A 17,026-nucleotide genomic window follows, 5' to 3' on the forward strand; every position below is an offset into this window, starting at 1 on the left:
CTGTTTTTTTTATTCCGATGCTAACACAACTTAGCTTTAGGTAGCGCTGACCTGCAATTGCTTCCACGTTGCCTGCCAGTTTTTTTGTGCAATTCGTTTTTCATAAATAGGGAGTAAGCTTGGATTATTGTTGAAATGAGGGGTAGCCCGCAACACTACATTAATAACATCCGCAATCCCATGCGGAGCGGTTAGGATAACCTTACCGTATTCATCTAAGGAAAGCCCAAGCGCTGTAGCTGTTTCCGGAAACTTGGAGATGGCATCTACAGATGACGTATAGGGTGCAAGGTTGTTAATGGTATGCATTCTTGCTTCATTCTTAACGGACCATGGCACATGGGGATTTAAATCTCTTAGTTTTGCCTCCCATTGCTTTACCACTTCCTCATGAAGATTGCTGCCGTCATAATAAATAACATCAATATCTGGCAAAGGGGTCCGTTCTTCAAATCCATGTAAGGTATCCCAGATTTTTGAACGTACAAACCCCGCACAAACCCACCAGTCAGGTAACTGTAGCGATCTGGCATTTTCTAAAATATCCATCATCCAGGGATCATTATGTACAAGCTGAATGATATCTGCCTCGTGTTCTATCTTGCGCAAACTGCCACCTCCTAATATTCATGCTTCCAATCTGTTAATATCATACAACAAGAGTTTCAATAGAGGTATAAAGGGACAGGCTGAATGGACAGAGGCATGAACTATCTTTATAATGAATCGACATCGAGACCTTTGGAGGCGGTGACCGTGCAATATACGTTTACTATATTACTGCAATTGTTGGAAAGAGCTGCGTTATTGCTGATGTGTCTATTTGTATTGACTCGTCTGCCGCGGTTTAAAGAGGTTTTTCAAAAAGGGAGTTACGCTCCGCAAGAGCTTGCTATTGCAACGATGATCTTCAGCTTATTTGCCATTTTTGGCACTTATAGCGGAATTAATGTGGAAGGTTCGCTTGTGAATGTACGAATTATCGCCATCGTATCTGGCGGGATTTTGTTCGGGCCATGGGTTGGACTTATAACAGGCATCATCTCAGGGGTTCACCGTTTTCTGATTGATATCGGAGGGGTAACCTCTCTTCCTTGTCTGATTACGAGTATCACCGCGGGCATAGTGTCTGGGATAATCTATCGCCGCACCTCTGGTGAGCGTCGCTGGATAGCAGGCATTTTGGCGGGAATGGCCTGTGAGGCACTGACGATGCTGCTCATTCTAGCGATGGCTCAGCCGATGTCGCTGGGTGTGGATATCGTGTCCAAGATCGCTTTTCCGATGATTATGAGCCAGATTAGTGTCGGCCTGATTGTCGTGTTAGTGCAGAGCGTGGAAGGTGAGAAGGAACGGATTGCGGCTAAGCAGTCCAAGCTGGCGCTTGATATTGCCAATAAGACCTTGCCGTATTTTCGCAATATTAACCAGGAGTCGCTGCACACCATCTGCCAGATCATCAAAGAGGATATCGGTGCAGACGCTGTAGCGATTACTGATACTCGGTTTATTCGTGCCTATGTTGGTGTGGGTGAGGAGGATTATGAGACAACTAACGATATTATCAGTGAGGAAACTAAAGTAACGTTGTCCAGTGGTGAAATTACCATCCGTAATGATGATAGTGATTACGTGAATCCGCAGATCAAGTCGCTGATCATTATTCCTTTAAAGGAAAAGGGTGAGGTGACGGGAGCGCTCAAAATCTATTACACCAAAGCCCACAAGATTACCTACTCACTTCAAGCTATGGCCGTGGGTCTGTCGCAAATGATCTCTACCTTGATGGAAGTGTCGCGGGTGGAAGGCATTAAGGAAATGGCGAACAAAGCGGAGCTGAAGGCACTGCAGACCAGCATTAACCCGCATTTTTTATTCAATGCACTGAATGCGATTGCGTCCTCGATTCGAATTAATCCGGATAAGGCGCGTGAGCTGATTGTGAATCTGTCCGGTTATATGAGATACAATCTGGAGCTTACCGATGAATTCATTGATATCAAACGAGAGCTACAGCAGGTCCAGCAATACGTAGAGATCGAAAAGGCGCGTTTTGGAAGCCGGCTTAACGTGCTTTATGATATTGATGAGGTTCAGGTTCGGATTCCGAGTCTGATCATTCAGCCGCTTGTAGAAAATGCGATTATACATGGCATACTGAAGGTAAGAGGGACAGGAACAGTAACGATTTCTGTAAAAGACCACGGGGATACCGTACGGGTGGGCATTCGCGATACCGGAGCTGGCATCAGCGAGGAAACGATAGAGAAAGTCTATACTGGCGATATGCCGGAGAATAAAATCGGGCTGTTTAATGTACACCAACGGGTAAAGCTGATCTATGGGACTGGACTTACCATTCAGAGATTGGATAAAGGGACGAACATCTTTTTTGATGTTAAAAAGGAGGACCAATGAGAGCGATCATCGTAGAGGATGAAGAGCTGGCAAGACAGGAGCTGGCTTATTTAATAGAGACGCACAGCGGGATCGATATAACGGCACAGTTTGAAGATGGGCTGGACGCACTTAAATTTTTGCAGAGTGATACGGTAGATGTGATTTTTCTGGATATTAATATTCCCTCTATCGATGGGGTGCTGTTGGCACAGAATATCAGTAGATTCTCGGTAAAACCCTACATAGTGTTCATCACTGCGTATAAGGAGCATGCCGCTGAGGCGTTTGAGATTGAAGCTTTTGACTATATTCTTAAGCCGTATAGCGAGGTTCGCATTAAAGCCATGCTGCACAAGCTGGAAAATGCGTTTGCCAACCGTGGACGACAGGGGGAAGAGGAGCGTAATCCGGTCAGTGACAAGGTCAATCTGTGGAAAAATGAAAAGATTATCGTAGTGAATGCCGACGATATTTATTACGCCTCCGCGCAGGAAAAAAGTACAAGTGTGATGACTAAAGGTGAGGAATACAGCATGGCACTTAGTATTAGCGATTTCTTTCAGCGGCTGCCGCAGGATCGTTTTTTTCGCTGCCATCGTTCCTATATTGTTAACCTGTCCAAGATCAAGGAAATCATCCCGTGGTTCAACAATACGTATTTGCTGCGCCTGCATGATTTAGATTTTGAAGTGCCGGTAAGTCGTAGTAAGGTAAAAGAATTCAGGCAGATTATGCGCTTATAAATGCAATTCATTCTTCATTTCCGTCATCTCATGCCGGATTTCTCTCAACATCGGCTGGTTTAGCTACAATAAAGAGGCGATAGAAGCTCTTGTAGCAGACAACGAGAGAGAAAGAAGGAAAAGACCATGACTACGACAATGGACAGCAAAAGCACCAAACGGTGGCTAATCGTATTAGGTACAGTAATTATGCAAATGGGTCTAGGTACCATCTATACATGGAGTTTATTTAATGCGCATCTGGTAACAAAATTTGGCTGGGAGCTTAACTCCGTTTCGATTACTTTTTCTATAACGAGCTTTGCACTCGCTTTCGCGACCTTGTTCGCAGGGAAGCTGCAGGATCGTTTCGGGCTTCGCCGTTTGACTGCTACTGCTGGGATTGTGCTCGGACTAGGATTGATCCTTAGCTCGCAGGCCAATTCACTCTTCATGTTCTATTTATTGGTTGGGGTGATCGTTGGTTTTGCGGATGGGACAGCTTATATCACTTCATTATCTAATTTAATTAAATGGTTTCCGAATAATAAAGGTTTAATCTCCGGCGTATCCGTTGGTGCTTATGGAACAGGGAGTTTGATCTTTAAATATATTAACGGCGGGTTGATTGACTCAGTGGGTGTGTCTAATACATTTATGTATTGGGGTTTGATTGTTATGGGCATGATTGTAATCGGTTCCTTGCTCGTAAGAGAAGCTCCGGTTCAAGCGGCCCCAGCACCAGCGGGTTCAACGACAGCTGCAGTAATGAGCTCACCGAAAGACTATACGGTCAAAGAAATGCTGCGGACAAAAGAAGCGTATCTGCTATTTATCATCTTTTTCACCGCCTGTATGTGTGGTCTGTATTTGATCGGTATTGTAAAAGATATCGGCGTGCAGCTGGCTGGACTTGATGTACAGACTGCAGCTAGTGCGGTGGCTATGATTGCGATCTTTAATACAGCGGGACGTTTAATTCTGGGTGCTTTATCTGACAAAATGAGTCGCTTGAAGCTGGTAGGCGCATCACTTGCTGTAACTGCGGCGGCTATGCTGACCCTCAGCTACGCGACCCTGAATTTCGGACTTTTCTTCACTTGTGTAGCAGCCATTGCGTTCTGCTTTGGCGGGAATATCACGGTGTTCCCGGCCATTGTCAGCGACTTCTTCGGACTGAAAAATCACAGTAAGAACTACGGAATCGTCTACCAAGGTTTTGGTATTGGTGCCCTTTCCGGTTCGTTTATCGCCGTCTTCCTAGGCGGGTTCAAACCAACCTTTGTTATCTTTGGCCTCTTGTGCCTGCTGGCCTGCATCATCGCGATTTCTCTGAAACCGCCAGTGGCGAAGTCGAAAGAGAAAAAAGCGCTGCGTCTCAAAGCAACGGAACGTACAGCTTAAGATGTAATTGAAGTTAGAGCCAGGCAGCGATTCTCCGGTTAGTGGAGAATTGCTGCCTGTTTTTTTGATTTGCGGTGGCTTGCTGAGCTGAGACTTTTTTGGGCGGATTATCTTCAATTGGGAGAAGGAGTTTTGCTGGGATCTGAGAAGTAACTGCATTCTGTACAACTATTCCGTATGAAATAGTGAATCTTCGGATTTTAGCTGTATTCTGTACAACTAAAAACTCGAAATTTTGCTTATAGGCGAAAAAACCAAGGAAATAGTTGCACCAAATACAGCTATATCTAATGGTGGCGTGATGCATGAAAAAATAGGTGTACGAAATACAGCTAAACGTGACTACCCTTACACCAGCACCAGCACCAGCACCAGCACCAGCACCAGCACCAGCACCAGCACCAGCACCAGCACCAGCACCAGCACCAGCACCAGCACCAGCACCAGCACCAGCACCAGCACCAGCACCAGCACCAGCACCAGCACCAGCACCAGCACCAGCACCAGCACCAGCACCAGCACCAGCACCAGCACCAGCACCAGCACCAGCACCAGCACCAGCACCAGCACCAGCACCAGCACCAGCACCAGCACCAGCACCAGCACCAGCACCAGCACCAGCACCAGCACCAGCACCAGCACCAGCACCAGCACCAGCACCAGCACCAGCACCAGCACCAGCACCAGCACCAGCACCAGCACCAGCACCAGCACCAGCACCAGCACCAGCACCAGCACCAGCACCAGCACCAGCACCAGCACCAGCACCAGCACCAGCACCAGCACCAGCACCAGCACCAGCACCAGCACCAGCACCAGCACCAGCACCAGCACCAGCACCAGCACCAGCACCAGCACCAGCACCAGCACCAGCACCAGCACCAGCACCAGCACCAGCACCAGCACCAGCACCAGCACCAGCACCAGCACCAGCACCAGCACCAGCACCAGCACCAGCACCAGCACCAGCACCAGCACCAGCACCAGCACCAGCACCAGCACCAGCACCAGCACCAGCACCAGCACCAGCACCAGCACCAGCACCAGCACCAGTACCAGCACCTGCACCAGCACTAGTACCAGCACCAGCACCAGCACCTGCACCAGCACTAGTACCAGCACCAGCACCAGTACCAGCACTAGCACTAGTACCAGTACCTACACCAGTACCAGTACCTACACCAGTACCAGCACCAGTACCAGCACCAGTACCAGTACCAGCATCTCTACCAACGTCTGTTCCTGCACCATCACTTTTGCCATTCCTTTCCCTTCGTCTCTCTTTTGCGTCTAAACATTGCCTCCGTTACTGCTCAATATGTTTATTTAGAGGGTGGATAGATTTGTCGGACGCACAGCGGATTTTTTGTAACTAGGTAAGCAAGTACATCAATAGGACAGTGTGGTCGAAGCAGTGTTGGATGTGACCTGGTTCTTGCGGAACTCGGATGGGGAGACCCCGCTAAGTTTATTGAATATGCGGTTGAACTGGGAGAAACTGTTGAATCCGCATTGCCCGGCGATCTCGGAAATCTTCAGGCGGGTGTAAATCAGCAATTGCTGGGCATTACGGACCCGGGTCATCTGAATATATTCTGTCAGCGTGGAGCCGGTAATTAACTTAAATTGGTGTGATAAATAATAGGAGCTGATAAAGAACTCTTTAGAAGTCAGCTATGATTATCTGAATTGGTATAACGAGAAGCAGGATGCGTATTATACATTCACCAGCTATGGAGATAAGATTTTGACCAAGGAGCAATTTTTACAGCTGGCTGAGGAGCTATTGAAGTAGAGTTTTGAAGTTTGAAGTTTGAAGTTTGAAGTTTGAAGTTTGAGGTTTGAGGTTTGAAGTTAGTAGTTAGTAGTTAGTAGTTAGTAGATGCATGCGCTAAGTTAGTTGTATTATGTGCAATTAAAGTTCACTAATATTCTGTATATAGGTCCTTTAGTTGTATTTGATACAGTTATTACTGGTTAGATTAGTGGAAATAGACGTTTTTACGGATTTTAGTTGTAGAGAATGCAATTAGAGAAGAGGATATGAGCAGATTAGAAATAAATAAGTGTATAAAATACAGTTAAATCGTATGCAGGGAAGGCAGCAAGTCGATCCAGATATAAAAGAAGGTATCCCCCAAGCGAGAGCTGCAGGGATACCTTCTTTATATTCTTATGTCGTCGAAAAGTCGAAGAGCGTTAGCCTTCTAACAACAGTGCTTCTGGATCTTCCAGCAATTCCTTCACTTTGACGAGGAAGCTTACCGCTTCAGAGCCGTCTACGATCCGGTGATCATAGGAAAGGGCAATGTACATCATTGGACGGTTTACGGTTCTTTCTTCGTCCAGCGCGATCGGACGCAGTTGAATCTTATGCATCCCTAGAATACCCACCTGTGGTGTATTCAGAATCGGTGTGGATAACAAGGAGCCGAATACGCCACCGTTGGTGATGGTGAATGTTCCGCCTTGCAGCTCGGAGAGGCTGAGCGTATTGGCGCGTGCTTTGGAAGCGAGCTCGCCAATCTGGCGCTCGATTTCCGGGAAGCTGAGCCGATCCGCATCACGGACTACTGGAACTACAAGTCCTTCTTTCGCTGCAACAGCAATACCGATGTCGTAGAATTTCTTAACGACCAGATCTTCACCGTCGATTTCGGCGTTCAGCAGTGGATAGGTTTTAAGCGCACCGATCACGGCTTTAGTGAAGAAGGACATGAAGCCCAGTCCAACTTCATGTTTCTCTTTAAAAGCATCCTTGCGGCGCTTGCGGATGTCGAGGATCGCTGTCATATCCACCTCGTTGAAGGTGGTAAGCATGGCCGCGGTCTGCTGCGCTTCGACCAAGCGGCTGGCAATCGTGAGCCGTCTGCGCGACATGCGCTTGCGCTCCACGTTTTTGCCCTCGTCCGGCGTGGCTTTGCTCGCTGCCGGCTTCGCTGGCTCCGGCTTGCCTTGCGGCGCCGGAGCTACCGGTGCAGCGGACTGCGGCGCTGCCGCACCATGACCGGACACATCGGCCTGACCAATCCGGCCGATAGGATCACGGGCGCTAACCTCGCCGAGGTCGATGCCGCGCTCCCGTGCCAGCTTGCGTGCGCCCGGCGATGCCAATGCAGCGTGGCTGTCGCCACCTGCTGCAGGCACTTCGGGCGCGGCTACAGGCGCGGCGGCTGCTACTGCGTTGCCGCCTGCCGGAGCCGCTTTAGGCGCTTCGGCTTCGCTTTCAGCGGCCTGCGGCGTACTGCCGCTTGCGGCTCCAATGATGCCGATGGCTTCGCCAACGGCTACGTTCTCGCCCGCTTGACGCAGGATGGTGGAGATGACACCCTCCACCTCTGCACTAATTTCCAGATTCACTTTATCCGTTTCCAGCTCAGCGAGCACATCGCCTTGACCTACCGTGTCGCCTTCTTTAACCAGCCATTTGTAGATGGTTCCTTCGGATATGGATTCTCCCAGATCGGGTACTAAGATTTCTGACACAGGCCGTTTCCTCCCCAAACATAATGGTTTACGCTATTGTGATACCGTCCTCTTAAGAGGACGGTACAGCCGCTTGTACGTTCGAATTTGATTTTAGGGCTTCTGTTACAATTCTCCGTTGTTCGAAGCTATGAACATCTGCATAACCACTGGCCGGGCTGGAACGTTCCGGACGGCCGATATATCTTACGCCGGCATTCTTCGGTGCGATGGCCCGTAACCGAGGCTCGCTATAGCTCCAGCCGCCCATATTCTTCGGCTCTTCTTGCACCCAGACAATTTCCTGGAGGGAGCTGAGGGAGTTTAAATGTTCGCTTAGCTCCTGTTCCGGGAACGGATAAAGCTGCTCTAGGCGAAGAACATGCAGCCATGACCAATCCTTATCAGGTGCTGCTTCCAGTTCTGTTTGGATGTCGATAGCGACTTTACCGCTGCAGACTACGAGCCGTTTAACTTCACTTGGTTTCTGGCCAAGCAAAGATTCAGCTAATACAGGCTTGAATTGTCCTGAAGCCAGCTCGGTTCCGGCAGAAGTGCTGCGCGTATTACGAATGAGACTTTTCGGCGTCATAATGACTAGCGGTTTAGCATCTTCCTGCCCGCATAACGCTGCTTGGCGCCGCAGCAGATGGAAATATTGCGAAGCGGTAGTCAGATTAGCGACTGTCCAGTTCTCCTCAGCGGATAGCTGCAAGAACCGTTCCAGCCTACCGCTGGAGTGCTCAGGTCCCTGTCCTTCGTAGCCATGCGGCAGCATGATGACGAGATTGCTGCGCTGTGTCCATTTGGCGCGTCCAGCCGCAATGAACTGGTCAAAAATAACCTGACCCGCATTGGCGAAATCACCATACTGTGCTTCCCAGATTACGAAGGTTTCCGGTGCAAACACATTATAACCATATTCAAAGCCTAATACTGATGCCTCTGACAATGGACTGTTGTATACGCCAAAGGAGGCACGGGAATCGCTTAGCTGATGTAGCGGAGAGAATAAATCTCCTGTTTTACTGTCGTGCAGCACCAGATGGCGATGTGCGAAGGTTCCGCGTTGGGCATCTTGACCGCTCAGTCGGATGGGCGTCCCATTTTTCAAAATGGTAGCGAAGGCTAACGTTTCAGCCAGTGCCCAGTCGACCTTTTCACCCTCATTCAGTGCATCTTTACGACGTTGTAAAATGCGCTCCAGCTTCGGATAAACCTGGAATCCAGCTGGAACCGTCAACAGTTCACGATTGATCTCCTGCAGGCTGGAGATGGATACCGCTGTAGTGTTTGCCGCTGCGCGGTCCGTTTGTAGAGGAATGAAGGCTTTGGGTTCTTTTTTCTTATGATTGCCTTCCTTCATATTATCGTACGCACGCTGCAATACGCTTTCTGCTTCAGCATTCATCTTTTGTACGTCTTCGGCGGTAAGAACCTTTTCGTTTTTCAGTCTCTCTGCATAAACCTTGTAGACGGTCGGATGATTGCGAACCTTGCCGTAGACAATAGGTTGTGTGGTTTCAGGATCATCCATTTCGTTGTGACCATGACGGCGGTAGCCGATGAGATCAATTACGAAATCTTTTTTGAATTGATGGCGGTATGCGCTAGCTAAACGTACGGCTGCTACGCAGGCCTCTGGGTCATCAGCGTTGACATGGACTATCGGGATTTCATACCCTTTGGCAATGTCACTCGCATAATGCGTAGAACGGGAATCTTCACTTTCAGTCGTAAAACCAATTCGGTTATTAACAATGATATGGATCGTCCCACCATTTTGATAACCTTGAAGTTTGCCGATATTAAGCGTTTCTGCAACAATTCCTTCACCTGGAAAAGCAGCATCACCATGCATCAGCACCGCCATAGCTTTACTGGTATCAATCTTCGGCAGTCCTGCAGTGCTCCGGTCTTCTTGTGCGGCACGAGTGAAACCTTCCACGACAGGATTGACGAATTCCAAGTGACTTGGGTTATTCGCTAGTGTTATTCTTGTGCGTACGGTTTCTCCTTCACGGACAGCACGGTCTGCACCGAGATGGTATTTCACATCACCTGTCCAGCCATAGTTAATGCCTGTGGAGCCTTCGGAAGGGAAAAGCTCCTTGTTCGGAGAATGATGAAACTCTGAAAATATGATATCATAAGGTTTGCCCAAAATATGTGCAAGGACGTTGAGGCGACCGCGATGCGCCATGCCCATCAAAATATGCTCTGCACCGTCATGTGCAGCAGCGCGTACGATTTCGTCTAACATCGGCACAAGAGCATCATTGCCTTCAAGACTGAAACGCTTCTGACCTACAAAAGTCTTGTGGAGGAAGGTTTCAAATTGCTCTACCTGAATCAGGCGGTTCAGGAGCTCTTTGCGTTCTGTATTATTCAGGGGTGCTGGTGAGCTGGTGGATTCTGCCTGTCTATTTAGCCATTGCAGTTCTTTTTCTTCATGCACATGCCCGAATTCATAGGCGATAGTCTTGGTGTATGCCTGACGCATACGTTGCACGGCATCCCACCCGGTATGCACATCATTCGGCGCATTTTCCCATATAAGCGTGGCAGGCAGTGCAATCAGGTCTTCGCGGGTCAGCCCATAGGTTTCAGGCTCAAGATATTTTGCCATGGGATTCTGATCGCGTACCAGCGGATCAATTTCAGCGGCCATATGGCCATATATACGAATATTGGCGATTAGCTTGGAAGCTCTTACTGCTTTTCTAAGCCATTCGGTGTCTCCCGAGATGCGCGGCTGAGGAGCCGGTTCGCTATCCGGAGTTAGGGGAGGGGGTCCCGAATTTGTAAAAAGCTCGCGATAATTATTTTCTACGGTGGAGGGATCTTTCACAAACTGTTCATATCTTTCTTGAATGTAGCCTAAATTGGGTCCGTAATACTTACTCCAAATGGATTCGTTATAGGGCTCTTTGGCTGCCATGAATACATCCTCCTTAACGGATGAACTCCATACGTGACATTTTGTGTCAACGCTTACTGGAGCTGTGATGATTGCGGTTTCATTTCTCATCTTATTGTGCTACTTTCAGCCACTGTAATCAATTCATTCTTTCGTCCAATACGTTCGCAAAATGGTATAGGTTAGCTTGTTCTAATGAAAAGAAGGGTGTTTCTTCTCATTACCCATTCTAAAGGCCTATTAAAATGATTCTATTATCCTTATTTTTAACTATTAGGTCAGTAAATATTTATTTTGCTAGTACAATTTATTTTATGTAACGGACGAGTATCGTGATAATCGGACAAGATCTTTGAAAAAAAATCTTTTATTTTTCGTTTTTAAAATAGAAAGTAACCAGGAATCGACACACTTTTCCGCTTTCTTTTTGTATAATGTTATTGCAGATAGTAATTTTATAGTTTTTTAAGCAGATCCTTTCGTGAAAAGGGTCCAGTAAAAGGTAAACTTGCCGAAAGGAAGGGGCACAAAGTCGCGGGTCTAAGGTAGAGATACTATGACAGCCGGATTGCCTGGGGACGTAAAATCTTAGGGGGAGATTTTTTGGAAAAGTCCAACCAGGGTAGCAACAGAGAACAGCAGTTTATTGATCTGGATCAAGAGTGGGTACATTTATTATTAGCAGCTAAGAAGGCTGGCATTAAGGCAGATGAAATCCGCCAGTTCTTTCATGAGAAAACTGTGCAGATCGTGCAGTAATACATTAGAGGGGTTACATATCGAAAAAGGGCACAGCGGTTCTTCGCTGTGTCCTTTTTCGATATGATTTAGTAGAAGAGAGGATCGTACCAGATTAGTAGGAAGTATTAATCCTTTTGATCGAGCTTCCATTTCTGATAGTCCAGAAATTCTTTGAATTCGCGTTTGCTAATGCCTGAGTCCATAGCTTCCTGCACCAATCGGAACCATTCCGAATCTAAATGTGATTCCTCTGCATCATTTGGTTCTCCATAGAGTAGGGCATGAATGGATACCTGAAGCGCGTCAGCGATCTTTTCGATAAACTGGATGGATGGATTGGATTGGATGTTTCTCTCCACGTTGCTAAGATACGACTTAGCCACATCTGCTCTGTCCGCAAGCTCAGATAGGGAGAAACCCTTGTCTAGGCGGAGCTGCTGGATACGTTGGCCCATATTCTGTGGCACTATGCTGACGCCCCTCCGTAATTTTTGTTATTAGTATAGCAAATATCAATAAATCGGACAAAGTTTATTGTAAAGAGAAGAGCAGCAATCTGCTTATCCGTGGCCGGATTCAGGATCTGCTGCTCTTCGAGTATTTTATTAAATTACTTTATTGATCTTAGTAGTCTTTTTTCGCACCTTGTTTAGCTACGAAATCCCAAGTCAGTGTTAAGCTATCGCCTTGGAAAATATTTTGATCTTGGTTATTTTCCACAAATTCGAATTGGACGGAGAAGCTGTCATTGGTACCGGCTTTAATACCGGATGCTTCGGTAAAGAGTTGATCCCAACCTGTATTTTTTACGAGATCCGGATGCTGACTTTTTAAAGCAGCAAGTGTAGTCTCATAAACTACATTTTCAGGAGAGACGATAGGTACTCCTTTATCATTATTTCTAAGGAATTTAACTTTAATGAACTCGGCTAAATCCAGGTAGTTATCTCCTTTAGCATCCGTGATTTGAGTCGATGTATTCAGAATGATAGATCCGATATCGAGCGAACCATCGTTTTTCAATTTGAAGGATTTAGTTACAGTATCACCTGGTTTCAGGTTAGGAATATTAACGATGACAGAAGGGTCGGAGTTCAGATCGAGTGTACCCGCTGCGAATGTAGCTGTGCTTTGCGCAGTGTCGCTAAAGTATGCGAAGGTTCCTCCGCCGATTAATGATAAACCCAGTGCTGCAGATGCTACGCCAAGACCCAATGTTTTCTTGATACCCATAATAAAATTCCTCCTCAAATTTGTGTTTGAATTTTTTATAAAATTTATATATTGTATCTTCCGGTTCGTAAGCGGAAGTGGACAATCAACTTAGGGCTGTGTTTCTGTTGGGGACGGTGAGGCTGGCAGTAGGGCAGCATTTTTCTTTTCTAATGCAGCTACAGCCTTCCAAGAGGTATACAGAGCATAGAGCAGAAGCATCAAGCCAGGCACGATCATGAGGACTACACTTCCAGCTTTGGAAACCGCGAAATTCATAGCGTAACCGACATAGGGTACAGTGACCCCGGTATACTGAGCTACAACATTCGCAGAACTGGTAGGGTTCATGTCGGGTGCGTCGTTGTTATCGCCTTTAGTGCGATAAACAGCTTCACCAGTAGCGTTATTGACGGTCGCTTCTACAATCCGGTGAGTAATGAGCAGATTATCTTCGTTCCTAAAGGTGATGACATCGCCTGGTTTGAAACGATTCATATCCCCTCCGGGTTTTAATGCGACAATTGAGCCTGTCTGAATTCCTGGTTCCATCGATCCTGAGAGTACGGTTTTGATCTCATATCCGAAGAAAGCAGGTTCACCACCGGAGGCCTTGGATAACACTACGGCTGCCACCAGCAGAATAAAGATCACAAGCATTAAGCTCGATAAGGTATTATTGATAATTTTTTTAATTCGCATCTTATTCTCCACCTTTCTCAGGTTGAGGGTCCGAAGGAGCTTGGGTTGCTACCGGCGGGGTAGTCGTACTGTCTTCCGCCTTTGGCGTCTCTTGTGGAGCCTCTTGCTGAGGAACATCTTTTGGAATTGTGAGCTCTTCACCAATTTCCGGCTTAACCGGGTCAGTGGCTGGGGCTTCAGGTTGTTCTTTATTTGGGGCTTCCGGAGCAGCTTCACCTGACGTTGGAGGGGTTGCCTCAGCTTTCGCTTTATCCTCGGCTTCTTGTTGCTTGTTCTCCTCAGCCAAACGTTCTTCTTCCTTCTTCGCTTCTTCTTCTTTCTTTGCTTGCTCTTCTTCTAGCCGAGCTTTTTCAAGCTCTTCTAGTTTTTGCTCGCGAGTCTGACTGATCATTTGGAGTTTATCTTGAAGGGTAGTGATACCTGAGGTTGCCGATTCTTTAAGGTTAGTCAATTCGGTATTTAGAGCTTCATAAGTGGAGGTGAGGTCGCTAGAGATCACGCCATCTGGTTGAGTGAAGGTAATCAGGAATGGCAGTGGCTGTGGGAACTCTCCTTCGCGTAATTCAAGTTGTCCATAAACATCACTGGTAACTACCGAAGCGAATGGAAGACCGACATCGTGTATGGAGGTTAGGTAACTAATAACTCCATTTAAGGAAGCATTCAAGGATTCCGAGATCACACCACTTTGATTCAGGCTGCTTTGTAAATCTCTGAAAAATTGCTCATCCTTGATTTCTAGACAGTTTGAATCTAGAGAAGTCATATATCCTCCTATCTGGAAGAGTAAGGCTGCTGCTGCACTTAGCTCATTGTGGATTTGATTCCAAATTTGGCTGTTAGCCGCCAGTTGCTCGTTAACGCTATCTATTTGGGATTGAAGCGCCGCTATTTGCGAAGAAATCTCTTGTGCAGCGACATCAAGCTCTTCCAGCGACATCCCTTCTATTCCCGAAACGTCCGAGTAGTTAGCTGATGAGGAAAAGGGTTGTAGTGATTCTTTTAAAGTGAGCGCTCGATTAACATGTTCTTTGAACTCTGTAAGCAGTGCCTTGATCGAATTCGGAAATACTTCGCAAAAGCTAATCGTGCTAGTGGTTTGCGCAGCAGCTCCAAAGCCTCCATAGGTACCACCAACTTGCTGCGAGGTATATAGAAATAAGACGGAGACAGCCATTCCTGATTGCAGTATACGTAAACCAATTTTCCTGTTTCTTCTAGGTCTTCTCCTTGCTGATCTGGGTCTCAGAGGAATACCTCCCCTCAATGTCTGTTTCTTTGGTTCGTTATTATCGTTCTTTATTAAGAACAACTTCTGTAATGAATCATACATGGAATAAAACAAAAAGAAAACTGCCAATAACGCGCATTTGTACTCTATAAAGAACAAAAATGATAATTTATCTCTAAATAACTCCATTTATCGCTCGATTACTAAATATATTCGCAATAAAGAACGATCTATTAGGGTGATTCGCATAAAAATACCCGGCTCGCAGTAAAAACGCGAGCCGGGTATAAGTGGAGTAATGAAGTTGAGAATATAAATGTATATGTTACGGAAGTTTTGAACCACGTGAACTAACATACAGGTCGTACCATTCCTTACGGCTAAGCTCCAGCTTGTCCGCATCGGCACAGGCAGTAATACGCTTCGGATTCACAGTTCCAATAACAGGCTGAATGGCAGCTGGATGTGTCATTAGCCAAGCCAATACAATAGCTTCGGGTGTTGTTCCTTTTTCATCTGCAAGCTGTTGGACCATAGCTGCTGTTTGGACGATATTCTCCGGTTGATCCTCTAATGAACGCCCGCTAAATAGACCTTGGGCGAGTGGCCCCCAGGCTTGAAGCTGAATGTTCTCCATTCGACAATGTTCAAGGGTTCCCTCAGGAAAGATAATATCCTTCCAGGGTTCACGATTTACACTGATTCCAGCATCCACCCAGCTGATCTTAGCCAAGCTCATATGCAGCTGGTTTACGATAAAAGGTTCATCGCAATAAGTCTGCAGCAGCTTGATCTGAGCGGCGCTCATATTGGAAACCCCGAAATGACGAACCTTACCAGCGGCCTTCAGTTGATGTAATGCGGAGGCTACTTCCTCAGGATCCATTAAGGGATCGGGTCTATGCAATAGAAGAATATCAATGTATTCGGTCCCAAGTCGTGACAATATTCCATCCACGCTGTTCAGAATATGTTGGCCAGAGAAATCAAACGTATTAGTGCTGTCCCCAGGCTCCATTAGCTTAATTCCACATTTAGATTGAATTATGATTTCTTCACGTAGTCCTGGACGATCCTTAAAAATCTGACCGAATACCTTCTCCGCCTTGCCACGAGTGTAAATATCTGCATGATCAAACATGTTGATGCCGATAGAAAGTGCGGCATCGACCGCTTCATGCCCTTGTTTAACATTCTCCGCAGTAATCGGCTCATGGTCCCAGTCACCGCCTAGTCCCATGCAGCCTAAAGCAATGCGGCTTGCGGGAATCCCGCGCTTGTTTAAAGGTAACGCTTTCAACAATGTGATTCCTCCTTGGAAAATATGATTGCGTACTTGTAGTTATTGTACACTCTCAGAAGCCCGTATGGTATTTTTTGTCGCTGGAAGAGCGGTGTTTGGTCTCCTCTTTATTCTTTTCTTCTTGCTTTTCCAGTGTCAAATCTTCCATCGGAATCGGGTCTACATTCTGCTCACTTTCATGAAGATTGAATAGACTTTCTTTCTCTGTTGGATATTGTTCCGGGTGATCCCGTTTGTCACTATTCAGCTGATGTTTTTCTTGGGTCATTTTTACCGCCTCGCCTTCCTTTGAGATTTAATGGATATTGTGCTCGTTAATAAACGTATTTTGACTCCCTTAAACAGAAAAAGAGGCCATTAGGCCTCTAAATTCAACGGTGTCCCTACGTCTTTTAGCTTGCGTGCTACAACATCATCGTATAGGCGCTGCAGCCATTTCAGCTCAGTCAGGGTGTGCTCATATGTACCGTACATTAGATGCAGGGCAGAACGAGGCACGATGGAGATATGCTCCTCGTATACCTGATAAGCCAGATTAACCTGATGTTCTGTTTCCCGGAGACGTTCCTCGAGCAGCTTCTCAACCTTGCTCTGATCGATATGACGGGACATAGCAAGCGCCATATACATCGGATGATAGAAGGGTTCGTTTTTCTTAATTTGTTGCAGGATAAGTTGTTCGAATAAAGCTTTACCTTGCTCTGTTATGGCATAGATCGTTTTGTCCGGCCGATCACTGCTGCGGATGACCTCTAAAGCTTCTATATAACCATCTTGTGCAAGCTTATCCACAGCATAATAGAGTGATCCCATCTGCAGCTTGGTGATCCGGTCCATGGAACGTTCCTTCATCACTAATGTGATTTCATAGGGATGCATGTTCCGCTCCAGCAGTAAACCTAAAATGGCTAATTTCATGGACATAA

Annotated in this window: 16 protein-coding genes and 1 riboswitch; of the genes, 4 read left to right on the forward strand and 12 right to left on the reverse strand. The window is 46.6% G+C overall.

Annotated features, from left to right (window positions below):
- Positions 1-36: 36 nt before the first annotated feature.
- On the reverse strand, positions 37-552 hold the full coding sequence (locus NSQ50_RS01825; protein ID WP_076224903.1) for a nucleotidyltransferase family protein: 516 nt from the start codon (positions 550-552) through the stop codon (positions 37-39).
- 261 nt (positions 553-813) lie between these two features.
- Between NSQ50_RS01825 and NSQ50_RS01830 the strand changes: the two genes are divergently transcribed.
- From NSQ50_RS01830 to NSQ50_RS01840, 3 genes are all read left to right on the forward strand, one after another.
- Positions 814-2,418: a sensor histidine kinase gene (locus NSQ50_RS01830; RefSeq protein WP_280513476.1), complete on the forward strand. Its 1,605-nt coding sequence runs from the start codon at positions 814-816 to the stop codon at positions 2,416-2,418.
- Entirely contained in the window at positions 2,415-3,143 is a 729-nt protein-coding gene (locus NSQ50_RS01835) for a LytR/AlgR family response regulator transcription factor (RefSeq protein WP_036687441.1), read from the forward strand. The genes NSQ50_RS01830 and NSQ50_RS01835 overlap by 4 nt, the downstream gene beginning before the upstream one ends.
- Positions 3,144-3,281: 138 nt before the next feature.
- Positions 3,282-4,526 (forward strand): L-lactate MFS transporter, encoded by a 1,245-nt coding sequence (locus NSQ50_RS01840; RefSeq protein WP_036687460.1) that lies wholly within the window; start codon positions 3,282-3,284, stop codon positions 4,524-4,526.
- Between the two features lie 348 nt (positions 4,527-4,874).
- Here the strand turns inward: NSQ50_RS01840 and NSQ50_RS01845 are convergent, their stop codons facing one another.
- The 4 genes from NSQ50_RS01845 to NSQ50_RS01860 all read right to left on the reverse strand — a co-directional run bounded on the left by NSQ50_RS01845 (position 4,875) and on the right by NSQ50_RS01860 (position 10,932).
- A complete protein-coding gene (locus NSQ50_RS01845) occupies positions 4,875-5,666 on the reverse strand; it encodes a hypothetical protein (RefSeq protein ID WP_340949256.1) in 792 nt (263 codons plus the stop codon).
- Between the two features lie 249 nt (positions 5,667-5,915).
- The gene (locus NSQ50_RS01850) at positions 5,916-6,200 is read right to left on the reverse strand and encodes a helix-turn-helix domain-containing protein (protein ID WP_081383738.1); all 285 of its coding nucleotides are present in this window, start codon (positions 6,198-6,200) and stop codon (positions 5,916-5,918) included.
- 525 nt (positions 6,201-6,725) lie between these two features.
- A complete protein-coding gene (odhB, locus tag NSQ50_RS01855) occupies positions 6,726-8,012 on the reverse strand; it encodes a 2-oxoglutarate dehydrogenase complex dihydrolipoyllysine-residue succinyltransferase (RefSeq protein ID WP_076224879.1) in 1,287 nt (428 codons plus the stop codon).
- Between the two features lie 52 nt (positions 8,013-8,064).
- The gene (locus NSQ50_RS01860) at positions 8,065-10,932 is read right to left on the reverse strand and encodes a 2-oxoglutarate dehydrogenase E1 component (RefSeq protein ID WP_076224882.1); all 2,868 of its coding nucleotides are present in this window, start codon (positions 10,930-10,932) and stop codon (positions 8,065-8,067) included.
- A 470-nt stretch (positions 10,933-11,402) separates the two neighbouring features.
- Positions 11,403-11,487: riboswitch (cyclic di-GMP riboswitch) on the forward strand.
- Between the two features lie 27 nt (positions 11,488-11,514).
- On the opposite strand from NSQ50_RS01860, the gene NSQ50_RS01865 reads away from it, so the two are divergent.
- Positions 11,515-11,670, forward strand: coding sequence for an anti-repressor SinI family protein (locus NSQ50_RS01865; RefSeq protein WP_232061118.1), 156 nt, complete (start codon positions 11,515-11,517; stop codon positions 11,668-11,670).
- Between the two features lie 107 nt (positions 11,671-11,777).
- Here NSQ50_RS01865 and NSQ50_RS01870 read toward each other — a convergent pair whose 3' ends face one another.
- From NSQ50_RS01870 to NSQ50_RS01900, 7 genes are all read right to left on the reverse strand, one after another.
- The gene (locus tag NSQ50_RS01870) at positions 11,778-12,107 is read right to left on the reverse strand and encodes a helix-turn-helix domain-containing protein (protein WP_036682795.1); all 330 of its coding nucleotides are present in this window, start codon (positions 12,105-12,107) and stop codon (positions 11,778-11,780) included.
- A gap of 169 nt (positions 12,108-12,276) precedes the next feature.
- Complete coding sequence (locus NSQ50_RS01875) at positions 12,277-12,885, reverse strand: TasA family protein (RefSeq protein WP_036682781.1); 609 nt, start codon at positions 12,883-12,885, stop codon at positions 12,277-12,279.
- A gap of 90 nt (positions 12,886-12,975) precedes the next feature.
- Positions 12,976-13,566 (reverse strand): signal peptidase I SipW, encoded by a 591-nt coding sequence (gene sipW, locus NSQ50_RS01880; protein WP_076101220.1) that lies wholly within the window; start codon positions 13,564-13,566, stop codon positions 12,976-12,978.
- Position 13,567: 1 nt separating this feature from the next.
- Positions 13,568-14,743, reverse strand: coding sequence for a hypothetical protein (locus NSQ50_RS01885; RefSeq protein ID WP_076224884.1), 1,176 nt, complete (start codon positions 14,741-14,743; stop codon positions 13,568-13,570).
- 379 nt (positions 14,744-15,122) lie between these two features.
- On the reverse strand, positions 15,123-16,100 hold the full coding sequence (locus tag NSQ50_RS01890; protein WP_036682775.1) for an aldo/keto reductase: 978 nt from the start codon (positions 16,098-16,100) through the stop codon (positions 15,123-15,125).
- A 52-nt stretch (positions 16,101-16,152) separates the two neighbouring features.
- Positions 16,153-16,368, reverse strand: a complete 216-nt coding sequence (locus NSQ50_RS01895; protein ID WP_076224887.1) for a hypothetical protein — start codon at positions 16,366-16,368, stop codon at positions 16,153-16,155.
- 89 nt (positions 16,369-16,457) lie between these two features.
- On the reverse strand, positions 16,458-17,024 hold the full coding sequence (locus tag NSQ50_RS01900) for a PadR family transcriptional regulator (RefSeq protein ID WP_076134833.1): 567 nt from the start codon (positions 17,022-17,024) through the stop codon (positions 16,458-16,460).
- Between the last annotated feature and the right edge of the window lie 2 nt (positions 17,025-17,026).

This window comes from Paenibacillus sp. FSL R10-2788, assembly GCF_038003885.1.
In the GTDB taxonomy this organism is placed as follows: Bacteria; Bacillota; Bacilli; order Paenibacillales; family Paenibacillaceae; genus Paenibacillus_AQ; species Paenibacillus_AQ odorifer.

Coding starts and splice junctions, on each gene's coding strand:
- NSQ50_RS01825 (WP_076224903.1), bottom strand. CDS start 552: ATGATGGATATTTTAGAAAATGCCAGATCGCTACAGTTACCTGACTGG.
- NSQ50_RS01830 (WP_280513476.1), top strand. CDS start 814: ATGTGTCTATTTGTATTGACTCGTCTGCCGCGGTTTAAAGAGGTTTTT.
- NSQ50_RS01835 (WP_036687441.1), top strand. CDS start 2,415: ATGAGAGCGATCATCGTAGAGGATGAAGAGCTGGCAAGACAGGAGCTG.
- NSQ50_RS01840 (WP_036687460.1), top strand. CDS start 3,282: ATGGACAGCAAAAGCACCAAACGGTGGCTAATCGTATTAGGTACAGTA.
- NSQ50_RS01860 (WP_076224882.1), bottom strand. CDS start 10,932: ATGGCAGCCAAAGAGCCCTATAACGAATCCATTTGGAGTAAGTATTAC.
- NSQ50_RS01870 (WP_036682795.1), bottom strand. CDS start 12,107: ATGGGCCAACGTATCCAGCAGCTCCGCCTAGACAAGGGTTTCTCCCTA.
- NSQ50_RS01875 (WP_036682781.1), bottom strand. CDS start 12,885: ATGGGTATCAAGAAAACATTGGGTCTTGGCGTAGCATCTGCAGCACTG.
- sipW (WP_076101220.1), bottom strand. CDS start 13,566: ATGCGAATTAAAAAAATTATCAATAATACCTTATCGAGCTTAATGCTT.
- NSQ50_RS01885 (WP_076224884.1), bottom strand. CDS start 14,743: ATGGCTGTCTCCGTCTTATTTCTATATACCTCGCAGCAAGTTGGTGGT.
- NSQ50_RS01895 (WP_076224887.1), bottom strand. CDS start 16,368: ATGACCCAAGAAAAACATCAGCTGAATAGTGACAAACGGGATCACCCG.
- NSQ50_RS01900 (WP_076134833.1), bottom strand. CDS start 17,024: ATGTCCATGAAATTAGCCATTTTAGGTTTACTGCTGGAGCGGAACATG.